Origin of the sequence: Pseudomonas sp. DWP3-1-3b3, from assembly GCF_049896305.1 — a bacterium.
Lineage (GTDB): Bacteria > Pseudomonadota > Gammaproteobacteria > Pseudomonadales > Pseudomonadaceae > Aquipseudomonas > Aquipseudomonas azotoformans_A.
Map to the genome: position 1 here is coordinate 442,527 of NZ_JAFCUA010000003.1, position 16,299 is coordinate 458,825.

The 16,299-nt window shown below is 60.7% G+C and carries 12 protein-coding genes and 1 tRNA gene; 8 read left to right on the forward strand and 5 right to left on the reverse strand.

Annotated features, from left to right (window positions below; all coding sequences use genetic code 11):
* The first annotated feature begins 67 nt into the window (after positions 1-67).
* Both ACP7BX_RS11995 and ACP7BX_RS12000 read left to right on the forward strand, forming a co-directional pair.
* The gene (locus tag ACP7BX_RS11995) at positions 68-2,530 is read left to right on the forward strand and encodes an EAL domain-containing protein (RefSeq protein WP_426126616.1); all 2,463 of its coding nucleotides are present in this window, start codon (positions 68-70) and stop codon (positions 2,528-2,530) included.
* 79 nt (positions 2,531-2,609) lie between these two features.
* Positions 2,610-3,377, forward strand: coding sequence for a TenA family transcriptional regulator (locus tag ACP7BX_RS12000; RefSeq protein WP_370468616.1), 768 nt, complete (start codon positions 2,610-2,612; stop codon positions 3,375-3,377).
* Positions 3,378-3,398: 21 nt separating this feature from the next.
* Here the strand turns inward: ACP7BX_RS12000 and ACP7BX_RS12005 are convergent, their stop codons facing one another.
* From ACP7BX_RS12005 to ACP7BX_RS12020, 4 genes are all read right to left on the reverse strand, one after another.
* Positions 3,399-4,325, reverse strand: coding sequence for a GGDEF domain-containing protein (locus ACP7BX_RS12005; protein WP_016976404.1), 927 nt, complete (start codon positions 4,323-4,325; stop codon positions 3,399-3,401).
* A gap of 307 nt (positions 4,326-4,632) precedes the next feature.
* Positions 4,633-5,907 carry an MFS transporter gene (locus ACP7BX_RS12010; protein ID WP_426126618.1) on the reverse strand — a complete coding sequence of 425 codons (1,275 nt, stop codon included), beginning with the start codon at positions 5,905-5,907 and terminating at the stop codon, positions 4,633-4,635.
* 54 nt (positions 5,908-5,961) lie between these two features.
* A complete protein-coding gene (locus ACP7BX_RS12015; RefSeq protein ID WP_426126620.1) occupies positions 5,962-7,116 on the reverse strand; it encodes an acyl-CoA dehydrogenase family protein in 1,155 nt (384 codons plus the stop codon).
* A gap of 69 nt (positions 7,117-7,185) precedes the next feature.
* Positions 7,186-8,031 (reverse strand): IclR family transcriptional regulator, encoded by an 846-nt coding sequence (locus ACP7BX_RS12020; RefSeq protein WP_156487837.1) that lies wholly within the window; start codon positions 8,029-8,031, stop codon positions 7,186-7,188.
* Positions 8,032-8,293: 262 nt separating this feature from the next.
* Here ACP7BX_RS12020 and ACP7BX_RS12025 point away from each other — a divergent pair, with 262 nt between their 5' ends.
* Genes ACP7BX_RS12025 through ACP7BX_RS12035 form a run of 3 tightly spaced genes read left to right on the forward strand, consistent with a single transcriptional unit; the run spans position 8,294 to position 11,870 of the window.
* A complete protein-coding gene (locus ACP7BX_RS12025; protein WP_033900950.1) occupies positions 8,294-9,079 on the forward strand; it encodes an enoyl-CoA hydratase in 786 nt (261 codons plus the stop codon).
* A 2-nt stretch (positions 9,080-9,081) separates the two neighbouring features.
* Positions 9,082-10,611 (forward strand): 3-hydroxyacyl-CoA dehydrogenase, encoded by a 1,530-nt coding sequence (locus ACP7BX_RS12030; RefSeq protein WP_426126622.1) that lies wholly within the window; start codon positions 9,082-9,084, stop codon positions 10,609-10,611.
* A gap of 26 nt (positions 10,612-10,637) precedes the next feature.
* Entirely contained in the window at positions 10,638-11,870 is a 1,233-nt protein-coding gene (locus ACP7BX_RS12035; RefSeq protein WP_033900954.1) for a CaiB/BaiF CoA transferase family protein, read from the forward strand.
* On the opposite strand, the gene lldD is transcribed toward ACP7BX_RS12035, so the two are convergent.
* Positions 11,867-12,997, reverse strand: coding sequence for an FMN-dependent L-lactate dehydrogenase LldD (gene lldD, locus ACP7BX_RS12040; protein ID WP_426126624.1), 1,131 nt, complete (start codon positions 12,995-12,997; stop codon positions 11,867-11,869). The genes ACP7BX_RS12035 and lldD overlap by 4 nt on opposite strands.
* 101 nt (positions 12,998-13,098) lie before the next feature.
* Between lldD and ACP7BX_RS12045 the strand changes: the two genes are divergently transcribed.
* From ACP7BX_RS12045 to ACP7BX_RS12055, 3 genes are all read left to right on the forward strand, one after another.
* Complete coding sequence (locus ACP7BX_RS12045) at positions 13,099-13,995, forward strand: LysR family transcriptional regulator (protein WP_426126626.1); 897 nt, start codon at positions 13,099-13,101, stop codon at positions 13,993-13,995.
* A 60-nt stretch (positions 13,996-14,055) separates the two neighbouring features.
* Positions 14,056-14,131 (forward strand) — tRNA-Asn (locus ACP7BX_RS12050).
* Between the two features lie 425 nt (positions 14,132-14,556).
* Positions 14,557-16,278 carry a ShlB/FhaC/HecB family hemolysin secretion/activation protein gene (locus ACP7BX_RS12055; RefSeq protein ID WP_426126628.1) on the forward strand — a complete coding sequence of 574 codons (1,722 nt, stop codon included), beginning with the start codon at positions 14,557-14,559 and terminating at the stop codon, positions 16,276-16,278.
* The last annotated feature ends 21 nt before the right edge of the window (positions 16,279-16,299 follow it).

Sequence of the window (16,299 nt, forward strand, 5' to 3'; positions counted from 1 at the left end):
GCCTAGGCTGAGCTATCGGAAGCGGTGTTTCGCGTGCGTAACCAGCGGTGCATGTGCAAGGGGCTTCATGAAGCAAAAGCGGACTCTCGGAACGCCACGGCTGTTGGGCATTGTCTGGCCCTTTATCGCCGTCGTCCTGTTCCAGGCATTGTTAGGCTGCGTCAGTCTCTACGTGCTCTCGGCAGTGCGGGGCTATGTGGCAGGCGAAAGCCTGTGGTCCAAGGGCCAGAAAGATGCCATCTATTACCTGACGCTTTACGCCGACAACCGCGACGAAGCCACCTACCTCAAATATCAGCAGGCTATCGCCGTGCCCCAGGGCGGGCACGAACTGCGCGTTGCGCTGGACCAATCCACGCCAGACCTCAGCGCTGCCCGCCTGGGCATCCTCAAGGGGGGCAACCACCCGGATGACGTCTCCAGTTTGATCTGGCTGTACCTCAATTTCCGCCATTTCAGCTACCTGGAAAAAGCCATCGAGCTGTGGACCGTAGGCGATAGCTACCTGGTGCAATTGGATGACCTGGCGCGGGAGATGCACAGCTCAATCACCCGCGACCAGGTGAGCGCCAACGATGTGCGTCAGTGGAAAGCCCATATCATCGCCATCAACGAAGGGGTGACCCCGGCGGCCAAGGCTTTCAGTGATGCCTTGGGCGAAGGCTCGCGGATGATCCTGAGGTTGCTGCTGATTACCAACCTGGCCACGGCCCTCGGCCTCATCGTACTGGCACTGCTACGCACCCATAAGCTGTTGACCCAGCGCCACGCGTTTGCCGATGCCCTGCAAGAAGAAAAGGAGCGTGCGCAGATCACCCTGGAATCGATTGGCGATGGGGTGATCACCACTGACGTCGACGGCGCCATCACTTACATGAACCCTGCGGCCGAGGCGCTGACCCACTGGAATTCGGCCCAGGCTCAGGGGTTGCCCCTGGCGGCGCTGTTCAACCTGCTGGATGACAATGCCCAACCGGATGGCTTCACCCTGATCGAACACATCGTCAAGGGCCAACTCAGCGGTGGCAGCGAACACTCCAAGACCATCCAGCGCCTGGATGGCAGCACGGTCTCGGTGACCCTGGTGGGCGCGCCGATCCGCAGCGCCGGCAAGGTCACGGGGGCGGTGCTGGTATTGCATGACATGACCCAGGAGCGTCAATACATCGCCAACCTGTCCTGGCAGGCCACCCATGACGCTCTGACCGGCCTGGCCAACCGCCGCGAATTCGAGTTCCGTCTGGAACAGGTGCTGCATCCGAGTGCGCAACACTTGGGCGAGCGGCATGCGTTGATGTTTCTTGACCTGGACCAATTCAAACTGGTCAATGACACCTGTGGCCACGCGGCCGGCGACGAATTGCTGCGGCATATCTGCGCGCTGCTGCAGTCGGACCTGCGCGAGGGCGATACCCTGGCGCGGCTGGGTGGGGACGAGTTCGGCATCCTGTTGGAGAACTGCCCGGCAGCGGTGGCGGAAAAGATCGCCGAGAGCCTGCGCCATACCGTGCAAAGCCTGCATTTTGTATGGAAGGGCCGGCCGTTCATGACCACCGTCAGCATTGGCCTGGTGCATCTGGGGCAAACCCCGACGACGCTGGAAACCTCACTGCGCGCCGCCGACATGGCCTGCTACATGGCCAAGGAAAAAGGCCGCAACCGCGTGCAGGTTTACCACGCCGATGACTCGGAATTGTCCCTGCGATTTGGCGAAATGGCTTGGGTGCAGCGCCTTCACATGGCCTTGGAAGAGAATCGCTTCTGCCTGTACGCCCAGGAAATCTCGCCCCTCGGGCATACCGACGGGGGCGATGGGCATATCGAGATCCTGTTGCGCCTGCATGACGAAGCCGGTCGTATCATCTTGCCCGACAGCTTTATCCCGGCCGCCGAGCGTTATGGCTTGATGACGTCCCTGGACCGTTGGGTGGTCGAGAATGTGTTCAAGATCATCAATCGATGCATACAGGAGCGGCCGGGGCGCCCCATGGCCATGTGTGCGATCAATTTGTCAGGCATCACTATTGGTGACGATGACTTCCTCGGGTTTTTACGTGAGAAGTTTCATACATACGGTATTCCGCCGGGCATGATCTGTTTTGAAATAACCGAAACCAGTGCTATCGCAAACTTAGGCAGTGCGATCCGCTTTATTAATGAACTCAAAGCCTTAGGCTGTCATTTCTCGTTGGATGACTTTTGTGCCGGAATGTCCTCATTCGCCTATCTTAAACATTTACCTGTAGACTTCCTGAAGATCGATGGAAGTTTCGTAAAGGATATGCTGGACGACCCGATTAACCGCGCGATGGTCGAAGTGATCAACCACATCGGCCATGTCATGGGTAAGCGCACAATTGCTGAATTTGTCGAGACACCGCAAATCGAACAGGCATTACTCGAAATTGGTGTGGATTACGCTCAGGGCTACCTGATTGAACGACCGCAATTGTTTACCTTTGATAGCTTGCAGTGTCGACCTGTGCGGCCGCAGCCTCTGTTATTCAAGGCGCCCGGCACATTCCGCTGAAACATTTGCTGGTCTGTACAATCACACTTAAAAAGGAGCCTTAACAGTGATCGACACATTCATCAGAACCGGCCCGCTTATGGAAGCCTCCAGTTACCCCGCCTGGGCTCAGAAACTGATCCTGGACTGTAGCGAGAGCAAGCGCCGCGTTGTCGAACATGAACTGTACCAGCGTATGCGCGACAACACCCTCAGCGCCAAGACCATGCGCCACTACCTGATCGGTGGATGGCCCGTGGTGGAACAGTTTGCCTTGTACATGGCACAGAACCTCACCAAGACCAAATTTGCCCGCCATCCTGGGGAGGACATGGCGCGCCGCTGGCTGATGCGCAATATTCGTGTGGAACTCAACCACGCCGACTATTGGGTGCATTGGGCCCGTGCCCACGGCGTGAGCCTCGAGGAATTGCAGGCCCAGAACGTACCGCCGGAACTGCATGCACTGAGCCATTGGTGCTGGCACACCAGCTCTGCCGACTCGCTGATCGTGGCCATTGCCGCGACCAACTATGCGATCGAAGGGGCTACCGGTGAATGGTCTGCCGTGGTGTGTTCTACCGGTGTCTATGCGGCGGCCTTCCCAGAGGAAGAGCGCAAGCGTGCGATGAAGTGGCTGAAGATGCATGCGCAGTACGATGATGCCCACCCATGGGAAGCCCTGGAAATCATCTGCACCCTGGCCGGCATGAACCCGACCAAGGAACTGCAGACCGAGTTGCGCCAGGCCGTGTGCAAGAGCTACGACTACATGTACCTGTTCCTGGAAAGCTGCATGCGCCTGGAGAAAGAGAAAGCCCCAGCCGTGGTGCGTGAGCGCCAGGCGCGGGTCGCCAGCGAAGCGTGATGTAACGGGAGTGGCGGGGCTTTACCCCGCCATTGCCAGGCGGTTGCGACCCTCACGCTTGGCCACGTACAAAGCGCTGTCGGCCCGGCGTAGCAGGCTTTCGGCGGACTCGGCGGCCAGCAAGGTCGAGCAACCCAGGCTCACTGTCAATTCGATCCGCGTGTCATCCGCCCAATAGTCCTGGGCCTGTGCCGCTTGGCGCAGTCGTTCACCGACCATCGCCGCCGCATCGCGACCCGTGTTGGACAGCAGGATCAGAAACTCTTCCCCGCCAAACCGGAACACCATATCCACGTTACGCAACTGGCTCTTGATCGCCCCGGCGACGGCGCGCAGCACCTTATCGCCCGCGGCGTGGCCGTAAGTGTCGTTGATGGTCTTGAAGTGATCGATGTCCAGCATCAGCAAGGACAGCGGGTTGAGGTGCCGGCGCGCCATGTCGATTTCCCGTTGCAGGGTCTGGTCCATGGCAATGCGGTTACCGGTCTCGGTCAGAGGGTCGCGCAAGGCGCTGCGGGTGGCGGCGCGGTAGAGCAGGGCGTTGCGCATCGGGTAGAGCAGGGTGGCCAGCAGGGATTCGAGTTGGCCGAGTTCTTCTTCTGCCAGGCGTTGGTTGCGACGAAAGATCAGCTCGCCCAGGTGCTCGCCTTCATGGCTCAGGCTGTAGCTCACTGAGTGGTGGCCGCGATGGCCAAATTCCAGGCGCAAGTCGCTGGCTTGATGACGGTATTGCAAGGCATCCAGGGGCACCAGGCGTTGGATCTCACGGAAGAACACACCGAGGATGCGCTCCGGCTCCAGGCTGGTCTGCAATTGCAGTCCCAGTTGTTGGCGAAGTTGAGCAAGGGTAGTCGGGCGGCGTGGGAGGAGGGATGGCTGACCAAACCCCAGGCGTTGCAATTTGGCACTGTCAAAGTCAATTGCGTTGGTCTGGGTAGGTGTTTTCATAAGCGATCGGCCTCTAAGCACTTGGCTGTCTTACAGGCTCGATGAGAGTGGCGAGTGCCAAGCGTCTTACTGTTCCTTCAGTTCCGTAAAACATGAGTAACAGTTTAGACCGCTTTACACAGGGTTATAACCCCTGGGCACTGCCGCACGTCTTGTCATCGCTTAACCTGCTTGAATGAGGTTAGAGCGAGATTCATGCCAGATAGGTTCAACTCAATAAAAACCCTTATAAATCAAGCGACTGTTTTTATCGCTAAAAACAGTCGCTGAACGATGACGCCAGTTATTTGGCAACTAAGCGGTGGCCTTACTGTTTCTGCGGATCGAACTGTTTATCGCGAATAAACAACGCAGGTATGACACCGCAGATAAAGTACGCACCGCCCATCACCAAAAAGCCCATGCCGATGGAGCCATGGGACGCCAGGAAACCGATCGCCGCCGGCGCCACCGCTGCGCCGATACGACCGATGTTGTACGCACCGCCCACCGCCGAACCGCGAAACTTCGCTTCGAAGCTTTCGGTCATGTAGGTGGCATTCACGCCGTAGGGAATCCCATACAGGAAGCCGAACACCACCAGCATCCACAGGATATTCTCGGGGCTCTGGAACAGCACGATCACCGGCAGGAAGATCGCCGTGCCCAGGGCGCCGAAAGCGAACACCGCGCGACGTCCAAGGCGGTCCGCCGCCAGGCCCGCGAGGATCTTGCCGAAGATCATCGCCGCGTAAGTGCCGACCATGTAGCTGGTCATCGACTTGAAATTCATCCCCAATTCGCTTTCCAGGTACGACGGCATCCAGTTGTTCACGCCGTAGTAGCCGAACTGCAGGAAGCCTGCGGTCAGGGCCCAGAGCAGGAACATGCGGCTGGCCTTGGGGTCGCTGAAGATCAGCTTGAACATGCCGTCGGGCTTTTTCTTCAGGGCGTGCTGGCTGCCGTTGGCTTTGTCTTTCGCCCGCTCGGCGCGTGCGGTCAACCAGGCCTGAGGCTCAGGCACCAAGCGCTGCATCAGCACGGCGAGGATCACCGGGATGATGGCCACGTAGAACAACCAGCGCCAGCCGTGCTCCGGAAGAATCCATCCCGCCAGCAAGGTGGCGACGATGTAGCCCACCGACCAACCGGCTTGCAGGGTGCCGAGCACAGTGGTGCGGTAGCGGGTCGGCACGTATTCGGCCATCAAGGTGTTGCACGCCACATACAGCGCGCCCAGGCCGAGGGAGGCGAAAAACCGGGTGGCTGCAAACTGCCAATAGCTGTGGGTCATGCCCAGGATGGCCGTGCCCACGGAGAACAGCACGATGCTCCACACCACGGTTTTCACCCGGCCGAAACGGTCACAGGCCCAGCCGCCGTAGATACCACCGCTGGCCATGCCGGCCAAGGTGAAGCTGCCCAGGCTGCCGGCTTCGACGCTGGTCAGGCCGAACTCGGCCTTGAGGCTGCTGAGGCTGTAGGACAGCAACATCAGGTCCGCGCCATCGATCAACAGGCCGAGGAAGCAGAAGATGAAAACGACGATCCACAGTTTGCTTTTTGCAGGCGACAACGCGCCCGCCGATGCGGCGACTTCCATAGCGATACCTTGCTTGTAGTTGTTAGGGCATTGGGTATGGTGGTGCGGTGAGGCCTAGCGTTGCGCCGCGCGAATCATGTTGCGGGCAATCACCAGCTGCTGGATCTGCGTGGTGCCTTCATACAGGCGGAACAGGCGCACATCCCGGTAGAAACGTTCGATGGCGTACTCGCTGATATAGCCAGCGCCGCCGTGGATCTGCACGCAACGGTCAGCGACGCGGCCGCACATTTCGGTGGCGAACATCTTCGAACACGACGCCTCGGTGCCGATGTCCTGACCTTCGTCGCGCTTGCGGGCGGCGTCGAGCACCATGCAGCGCGCGGCGTAGATCTCGGCCTTGCTGTCGGCGAGCATGGCCTGGATCAACTGGAACTCGGCAATCGGCTGGCCAAATTGCTTGCGGTCGATTGCGTAGTTCAGCGCGTCGTTCAACATGCGTTCAGCGGCGCCCACGCTGACGGCGGCGATGTGCAGGCGGCCTTTGTCGAGGACCTTCATGGCTGTCTTGAAACCCACGCCTTCCACACCGCCGATCAATTGGCTGGCGGGCACACGCACGTTGTCGAAGATCACGTCGCTGGTGTGGGCGCCTTGCTGGCCCATCTTGTGGTCGCGCTTGCCCAGGGACAGGCCGGGCGTGTCACGTTCAATGATGAACGCGCTGATTCCGGCCGAGCCACGGATCGCCGGGTCGGTGCGTGCCATTACGGTGAAAATCCCGGCGTGGGGCGCGTTGGTGATAAAGCGCTTGGTGCCGTTGATCACGTAGTGGTCGCCATCGCGCACGGCGGTGGTTTTCAGCGAGGCGGCGTCGGAGCCCGAATCCGGCTCGGTGAGGCAGAACGAGCTGAGCAGCGCGCCGCTGGCCAACAGCGGCAGGTAGTGTTCTTTCTGGGCGTCTGTGCCATCCAGCAGGATACCGATGGAGCCGATGCCATTGTTGGTGCCGAAGTAGGAACGGAAGGCCGGGGAGGTGCGCCCCAGTTCAAAGGCGATGGTCACCTCTTCTTCCATGGTCAGGCCCAGGCCGCCGTAGGCTTCGGGAATGGTCAGGCCGAACAGGCCCATGTCCTGGAACTGGCTGACGATGTCCGCCGGGATTTCATCGGTCTCGGCGACTTCGTTTTCCCGTGGGATCAGCGCTTCGTCGACGAACTGCGCAATGGCGTCCACCAGGATATGAAGCGTTTGTGCGTCTCGGATCATGTGCATTCCTCAGCGGCCCGTTCGGCGGGCCTGTTATCGTCAATCTGCCGAGGCCATGCACCGGTCCAGCTAGCGGGTGGCGGCCTCGATATTGTTCACCATGTGCTTGAGGCGTGGGCCGATGTCGTCTTCGAGTTTCTCCCGGGAGAGGTGGAAACTCGGTCCGCCACAGTTGAACGCCAGCAAGCCGTGTTGTGCGTGTCGCAGGGGCACGGCGATGGCGTTGACATCGCGGTGCCACTCACCGATCGACATGCAATAGCCGAAATCGGTGTAGTCCCGGAAGGCGCGCTCCAGCCCCTTGCGGATGTTCGGCCAGTCCTCCAGGTGACGCTGGCGGATATGGTCGAGAATGAACTCCCGCTCGTTTTCCGGCATCGCTGCCAGGCAGGCGCGGCCTGCTGAACTCAAGTGCAACGGCAACCGTGTGCCGACCTGGCGGCGCATGGTCATGTTCGCTTCGCCCTGGACCACGTCCAGGTACACCGCGTCGAGGCGATCCCGAGTGGCCATCGCGACGGCCGCCTGGGCGTACTTGGCCATGGTCTCCATCAACGGGTGCGCCACGGCGCGGATCGACAGGTTCGACAACATCGCGTAACCGAAGGCCATCACGCCCACATCCAACTGGTACCGGCCCGACTGCGGCAGGTGCTTGAGGTAACCCAGGCGGGTCAGGGTGTGGGTCATGCGGGTGATCGTCGGTTTCGGCAACCCGGTCTTGCGCGCCAGTTCCTGGTTGCCCAATACGCTCTCGCTCGGCGTAAAACAGCGCAGCAGTTCCAGGCCTCGGGCCAGCGCGGTGACGAACTGGCGGTCCTTGTCTTCCTCCTCATCGTTGTTCATCGGGTCGATCAACACGTGCTCGAAAGCGGAAACTTCGGTGCTGTCCGGCTCGGGGTTTCGACGGCGCATGGTAATCCTCATTTTTTTATAAAATCAACAAAACAAAATAGTATTCCGCACAGCGAAACTAATCAACTTTTCGATCAGTGATTTTCTCCAAGGATAAATCCCTTTGAAACAGCGAGTTAGTCGCTGTTTTGAGCGTTGCTCGGGTTTTTTCGTTTACACCTGCGGGGTCGGTACTTATGCTAATCGACAAATACGGAATGTTATTTCGCACAGCGAAACATATGGCAATCCAACTAACAAGAACCGTGCAGCAGGAGTGAATGTGACCAGCGCTAACCCACCCGTGGTGACCCTCGACGTCCATGACAATGGCGTGGCCGTGGTGCGTATCCACCGCCCTGAAGTGAAAAACGCCCTCAACGCCCAGGTGCGTGAAGCCCTCGCCGAGCACTTCCGCGCGCTGTCCCGACGCCAGGATGTACGCGCCATCGTGCTGACCGGTGGCGAGCAATTCTTCGTGGCCGGCGCGGACATCAAGGAGTTCGCCAGTGCGGGCGCGATCGATATGTACCGTCGCCACACGGAATACCTGTGGGAAGCCATCAGCCGTTGCCCCAAGCCGGTGATTGCCGCCGTCAACGGTTTTGCCCTGGGCGGTGGCTGCGAGCTGGCGATGCATTGCGACCTGATCGTGGCGGGCGAGTCGGCACGCTTTGCCCAGCCGGAAGTGAAGCTCGGCTTGATGCCTGGCGCGGGGGGCACTCAACGTCTGATCCGCGCGGTGGGTAAATTCCAGGCGATGCGCATTGCGCTCACTGGCTGCATGGTCAGCGCGAAAGAAGCCCTGGCCATCGGCATGCTCAGCGAAATGGTCAGCGACGACCAGACACTGCCCCGCGCCCTGGAGCTGGCCGCGCAGATTGCCGCATTGCCGCCGTTGGCGGTGGAGCAGATCAAGGAGGTGATGCTGGCCGGCGCCGACCTGCCGCTGGAAAGCGCCTTGGTGCTGGAACGCAAGGCATTCCAATTGCTGTTCGATTCCAAGGACCAGAAGGAGGGCGCCGCGGCGTTCTTCGAGAAACGCACGCCGCATTATCGGGGGGAATAAGCATGACCGACACCTTGAATACGATGGGGCTGGTGGGCACGGGCGTCATGGGCGCCGGTATCGCACAAATCGCGGCCCAGGCCGGTGTGGTGGTGCGTCTGTTCGATGCCCGTGAAGGCGCTGCGCAATCGGCTCGGGATAATCTCAGCGGCACCTTTGCCAAATTGGTGAGCAAGGGCAAGATCAGCCAGACCGCGATGGCGGCGGCGCTGGCCAACCTGCGGGTTGCCGAGGCGATTGATGACCTGGGCGATTGCGACCTGGTCGTCGAAGCCATCGTGGAAAACCTCGACGCCAAGCGCGGCCTGCTGCAACAGCTGGAAGGCATCGTCAACCCGACCTGTATCCTCGCCACCAACACCTCCTCGCTGTCTGTCACGGCCATCGCCACCGGCTGCCGGCACCCTGAGCGCGTGGCCGGGCTGCACTTCTTCAACCCGGTGCCGCTGATGCGCGTGGTGGAGGTGATCGATGGTTTGGCCACCGCGCCAAAGGTGGGCGACGCGTTGCTGGCCCTGGTTGCACGCATCGGTCATCGCGGTGTGCGTGCCAAGGACACGCCGGGTTTCATCGTCAACCACGCCGGCCGTGCCTATGGCACCGAAGCCTTGAAGATGCTGGATGAAGGCATTGCCGAGCGCGGTGATATCGACCGCATCCTGCGCGACGGCGCAGGGTTCCGGATGGGGCCGTTGGAGTTGCTGGACCTCACCGGCCTGGATGTGTCGCACCCGGTGATGGAGTCGATCTACAACCAGTTCTATCAGGAACCGCGCTACAAACCCTCGCCCCTGACCCGGCAGATGCTGGTGGGCGGCCGCCTTGGCCGCAAGACCGGCCACGGGTTCTATCAGTATGAAAACGGCCAGCTCATCAACGGCCCGCAACCCCAGCCAGTGCCCACGGTGCAACAACAACCGTCGGTATGGATCGCCACGGAAAACAGTGAAGACTACGAACGCTTGAGCGCCCTGGTGATCAACCTGGGCGCCCACCTGGAACACGCCGCGCAACCTTCGCCTGAGGCGTTGTGCCTGCTGGCCCCGTATGGCCGCGACGCCACCAGCGCCTGCGTGCGCTTCGATACCGACCCTTCGCGCACCCTGTGCATCGACCTGCTGACGGACCTGTCGCGCCATCGCACGCTGATGCAAAACCCGCTGACATCGCCCACCATGCGCGATGCGGCTCACGCCTTGCTGGCGTCGGACGGTGTGGGCGTCACGGTGATCGGCGACAGCGTCGGCTTCGTCGCCCAGCGCACCCTGGCGATGGTGGTCAACCTGGCCTGTGACATTGCCCAGCAACGCATCGCCAGCGTCGAGGATATCGACCAGGCCGTGCAGTTGGGGCTCGGTTACCCCAAGGGGCCGCTGGCCTGGGGCGATGCCCTTGGGCCTCGGCGCATTCTCACGATTTTGCAGCGCATGAGCGAACTCACCCACGACCCGCGTTACCGTCCCAGCCCCTGGCTGCGGCGGCGTGCGATGCTGGGGGTTTCCCTGCGCCATGAAGAGCCGACAGCCGGCTGATTTCCCAACCTCACAGGATAAGAACAATGGGTGCATTGACAGGTTTGCGGGTACTGGATTTAAGCCGTGTGTTGGCCGGCCCCTGGTGTGGGCAAGTGTTGGCCGACCTTGGCGCGGAAGTGGTCAAGATCGAACGCCCGAAAAGCGGCGACGACACCCGTGCCTGGGGGCCGCCCTGGATGAAGACCGACACCGGCGAATCGTCCGGTGAGGCTTCTTATTATCAGTCGACCAATCGCGGCAAGTTATCCGTGGCCATCGACATGGCCACGCCCGAAGGTCAGGAGTTGGTACGCGCATTGGCGGCCAGCTCGGATGTCCTGATCGAGAACTATAAAGCCGGCTCCCTGGCCCGTTATGGCTTGGATTACGCGACCCTGGCCGAGATCAATCCGCGCCTGGTGTATTGCTCCATCACCGGTTTCGGCCAGACCGGGCCGCGTGCCGAAGAGCCGGGTTACGACTTTATCATCCAGGGCATCGGCGGCTTGATGAGCATCACCGGCGAGCGTGATGATTTGCCGGGCGGCGGCCCGCAAAAAGTTGGCGTGGCGTTTTCCGACCTGATGACCGGCCTGTATTCCACCGTGGCAATCCAGGCCGCATTGCTCAGCCGTGAGCGCACCGGCGTTGGCCAATACATCGACATGGCGTTGTTGGACGTGCAGGTCGCCACGTTGGCCAACCAGAGCATGAACTACCTGGCATCAGGCAAGGTGCCGCAGCGTTACGGCAATGCCCACGCCAACATCGTGCCTTACCAGGTGTTCCGTGCCGCTGACCGTGACTTCATCATCGCCTGCGGCAATGACAGCCAGTTCATCGCCCTGTGCCAGAGTATCGGCCTGCCGCACTTGCCGCAGGACCCGCGCTTTTGTCGCAATGCCGACCGCGTTGCCCATCGCGAAGAGATCGTTGCGTTGCTCTCGGCGCACTTCCTGGGGCGCAGCGCCGATGAGTGGGTGGCGTGCATCCATGCGTCGAAGGTGCCGGTGGGGGCGATCAACTCGATTGCGCAATCTTTGGAAGAACCCCAGGTGATCGCACGTAACCTGATGGTGAAGATTCCACACCCGCAAAACCCGGATTTCGCCATGGTCGGCAGCCCGATAAAAATGTCCGGCACACCCGTGGAATACGTGCGGCCGGCGCCGAGGCTGGGGCAGCACACCGACGACATTCTCGGTGAGCGGTTGGGCTTGTCGGCGGAGCAACTGGCCCAACTCAAGGCCCGTGGGATCGTCGAGCAGCAGGGTTAGACCAGGGTAGAGCGGTCGATCTGCGCGATGGAGGTGACGCCGGTCAGCGTCATGGCCACGCGCATTTCCTTGGCGAAGATGTCCAGCAGGTTTTCCACGCCGTGTTGGCCGTCGGCGGCCAGCGCGTAGGCGGTGGCACGCCCCAACAGACAGGCCTTGGCGCCCATGGCCAGCATGCGCACCACGTCCAAGCCGGAACGGATGCCGGAGTCCACCAGCACCGTGAGGTCATCGCCCACCGCATCGGCAATCGGCGGCAAGGCCTTGGCGGTGGACAGCACGCCGTCCAGTTGGCGACCGCCATGGTTGGAGACCACGATGCCGTCGGCGCCGAAACTCACTGCGTCCTTGGCGTCCTGCGGGTCGAGAATGCCTTTGATGATCATCGGGCCTTTCCAGAATTCGCGGATCCACTCCAGGTCTTTCCAGCTGATGGAGGCGTCGAAATTGTTCGCCAGCCAGCCGATGTAGTCTTCCAGGTGTGTGGGTTTGCCCAGGTACTTGGAGATATTGCCCAGGTCATGGGGCCGGCCCATCAATCCTACATCGAAGGCCCATTGCGGCTTGGTGACGGCTTGCAGCATGCGCCGCTGTGCTGCGAACGGTCCAGACATGCCCGAGTGGGCATCGCGATAACGCGCGCCGGGCGTGGGCATATCCACGGTAAACACCAGTGTGGTCACGCCGGCAGCCTGGGCACGCTCCAGCGCATTGCGCATGAAACCACGGTCCTTGAGCACATACAGCTGGAACCAGATCGCCTGCGCGCTCTGCGATGCCACCTCTTCAATCGGGCACACCGACACCGTCGACAGGCAGAACGGAATGCCCTTGTTCGCCGCTGCCTTGGCCGCCTGCACTTCGCCACGTCGTGCGTACATGCCGGTCAGGCCCACCGGGCTGAGGATCACCGGCATGTCCAGCGCCTGGCCGAACAGCGTGGTCTTCAGGCTCAGATTGTCCACATTGCGCAGGATGCGTTGGCGCAGGCTGATCTCGGCCAGGTCCGAACTGTTTGCACGCAGCGTGTGTTCGGCGTAGGCGCCGCCGTCGATGTAGTCGAACAGGAAGCGCGGCAGCTTGCGCTTGGCGGCTGCACGGTAGTCGGAGGCGGACGAGATGATCATTATTGGGGGCTCCACAAGGCAAGGTGGGTTCAGGATAGGCAATTATCTGGCATGATAAAAACAACTTTTATCGCTGGTAGCCAGTCGCCAAAGGAATACTGATGAACCTGAGAACGTTGCGCGCCTTTGTCGAAGTGGTGCGCCAGGGCGGTTTTTCCCAGGCTGCCGAGGTGGTGTCTCTGACCCAATCCACCGTCAGCAAGGCGGTCAAGACCCTGGAAGATGAACTGGGCACGCCGCTGCTCAATCGCCTGGGCCACCGCAACGAACTCACTGCCGCCGGCGAAATCGCCTACCGCCGCGCCTTGGTGCTGCTCGCCGAGCGCAACGATTTGGTGGCCGAGATCAACGACCTGCGTGGTTTAAAGCGTGGCGTGCTGCGCATCGGCCTGCCGCCGGTAGGTTGCGGTGTGCTGTTTGCGACGATGTTTGCGACCTACCGCAGCCGCTACCCGGATATAGACATCGAACTCACCGAGTACGGCAGCAAAAAGTTGCGCGAGTGCCTGGAGGCGGGGGAGGTCGACCTGGCGGCGCTGCTGCTGCCGGTAGACGAAGATTTCGATTACCAGCCCGTGCGCAATGAACCTTTGATGGCCGTGTTGCCCATCAGTCATCCGTTGGCCCAACGCAAACGCATCGACTTCACCGACCTGGCGGATTCTCCTTTCATCTTGTTCGAAGCCGGCTTCGCCCTCAACGCCAAGATCCTCGCAGCCTGCGAGCGCAAAGGCGTCAGCCCCAAGGTGACCGCACGCAGCGGGCAGATCGACTTCATCATCGACCTGGTCGCCGCCGGACTGGGCGTAGCCTTTGTGCCACGCATGCTGGCGTACAAGCATCAACACGCGGGCATCGCCCTGATTCCCTTGGACGAACCCCACACCGACTGGCACATCGCTCTGGCCTGGCGCACCAGCGCCCACCTGCCACCGGCCGCGCTGGCGTGGCTGGAGTTGGCCAGGGAACACGCCGATTCAACCGATCATCCGGTTTAATCACGCCAAATGCCGGAGAAGGCTTGACTTATCCTTTTTAATCAGTAACATACGGCGCATTCCGCGATAGCTCAGTTGGTAGAGCAAATGACTGTTAATCATTGGGTCCCTGGTTCGAGTCCAGGTCGTGGAGCCAGATAGAGAAAAGCCTGCAGCGATGCAGGCTTTTTTTTGCCTTGGATTTCTCCAACTGATCAGAGCGCACAGCATGAAACGCCTGGCACAGGCCGCAGATGCCTGCTGTGCGGGTCAGTCCATTTGCTCGAGTTGAGATCCTGAAGCCGGATCGCCACTGCCCCGTCGATTAGCGATGTGTTTTTAGGGATGGTCCTATATTTCCAGCATTGCCATCCCCATAGAGTCTTCTTGTCTGCCCCTCTCAACGAACGTTTTTTGAGGCGGACTCTTCCTGCGTTTCAGCTGCCGTGATTGTGGGGTGGCATGCATGCCTGAGCCCCGTATCGGGATTGAACAAAAATGTACAATTAATTGACGCCATCAAATCGCCAGCATAGCATTGCCGTCGGATAGTGGCTCTATGCCATGTAGAGGGATCTAGCAATGTGGCGTTCTGTACGTCGGACCAGGCTCGGCCTGCTGTCCGCTTTTTTTTGTCTGGGCCTCGCCGGGGTGGCACAAGCCGCGCCGTTGCAAAGCATCCCAGGCGTCACCGACCTGATTCGTGATCGCCAGGATCGTTTGCTCGAAGAGCAGCAGCGCCGCCTTGAAGAACTCAAGGATCTGCCCGGTAAAACTGCCGCGCCAGCTCAGCCGGCGGCGCCTGCTGACACCCGCTGCTTCGCCATCAAGACCATCGAACTCACCGGTGCCGACAGCCTGTCCGACGGTGAGCGCGCCAGTTTGCTCAAGCCTTACATCGGCCAATGCCTTGGCGTGCCGCAGCTCAACGAGTTGCTCAAGGTCATCACCGACCTTTACCTGGCCAAGGGCCTGGTCACCAGCCGTGCCTATTTGCCCCAGCAGGACCTCTCCAGCGGCAACCTGAAAGTGCAGGTGATCGAAGGTCGGCTGGAGGGCATGGAAGGCGAGGAAGGTAGCGGCATTACTGACCGTCAACTGACCATGAGCTTCCCAGGCAAACCCGGCGACTTGCTCAACCTGCGCGAGATCGAGCAGATGGTCGACCAGTTGAACCGACTGCCTTCGAACCAGGCGCAGATGGAATTGGCACCCGGCAAGGCCGTTGGGGGTAGCGCCGTATTGGTAAAAAACACCCCGCAAAAACCCTGGCGCGTTGGACTGTCACGCCATAACGGTGGTCAGCGCAGCACCGGTGAACAGCAATGGGGCGTCAGTCTGGACTGGGACAATCCATTGGGCCTGGCCGACCAACTCTCGCTACGTGGCGCACACGATGCCGTCAGCGACCACCAGAAAACCTCACGCAACTCGATGCTCAACTACAACCTGCCCTTTGGCTGGTGGAACCTCAATTACAGCTACAGCGAAACCGAATACCGTTCCCAGGCCCAGGCCAGCGGCTTCAACTTCAAGCAGTCCGGCGACACCCAGAACCACCAACTGCGCCTGGAACGCGTCATCCACCGCGACGCCCTGAGCAAAACCTCCCTGAGTACCGGCGTGGCTTACCTGCGTACTAATAACTTCATCGAAGACAGCAAGCTGGCCCTGAGCAGCAACCGTCTCAGCGAAGCGCAGTTCGGCATCAACCACGGTCGGCGCATCGGCGGGTCATTCCTCAACATCGACTTGGGCATGCAGGACGGTATTGGCGCTTTCGACGCCCAGGCCAACCATAACCCACGGCCCGGCCAGGCGGATGCGCGCTACCGCAAATACACCGCAACTGTGAGCTACCTGTACCCGTTCAAGCTGTGGGGCGAGTCGTTGAGCTTCAGCAGCCTGATGACCGGCCAGCGCAGTGAGGACGTGCTGTTCAGCCCCCAGCGCATGAGCTTGGGCGGGCAGTCATCGATTCGTGGCTACAAGGATCAGATGCTCTCTGGCGACAGCGGCGGCTACTGGCGCAACGACCTGCGCTGGAGCCGCCCGGTGACCTGGGCCTGGCTGCAACCCGTGCTGACCGAATACGGCACCAGCCTCGGCTACGACCAGGGCGTGATCCGCCATGGTCGCTACAGCGCCGAGCAGCATGGGCGCATGAGCAGTAATTCGCTGGAACTGTTCGCACGCGGCAAGAACGTCGCGGCCACGGTGACCTTTGCACACTCTTTGGAACGACCGGACCCGATCACGGAACGTGAAGCGCCGATCTATTTCCGCATGGATTTCTTCCTTTAATTTTTTACCGCCCTTTGGGCA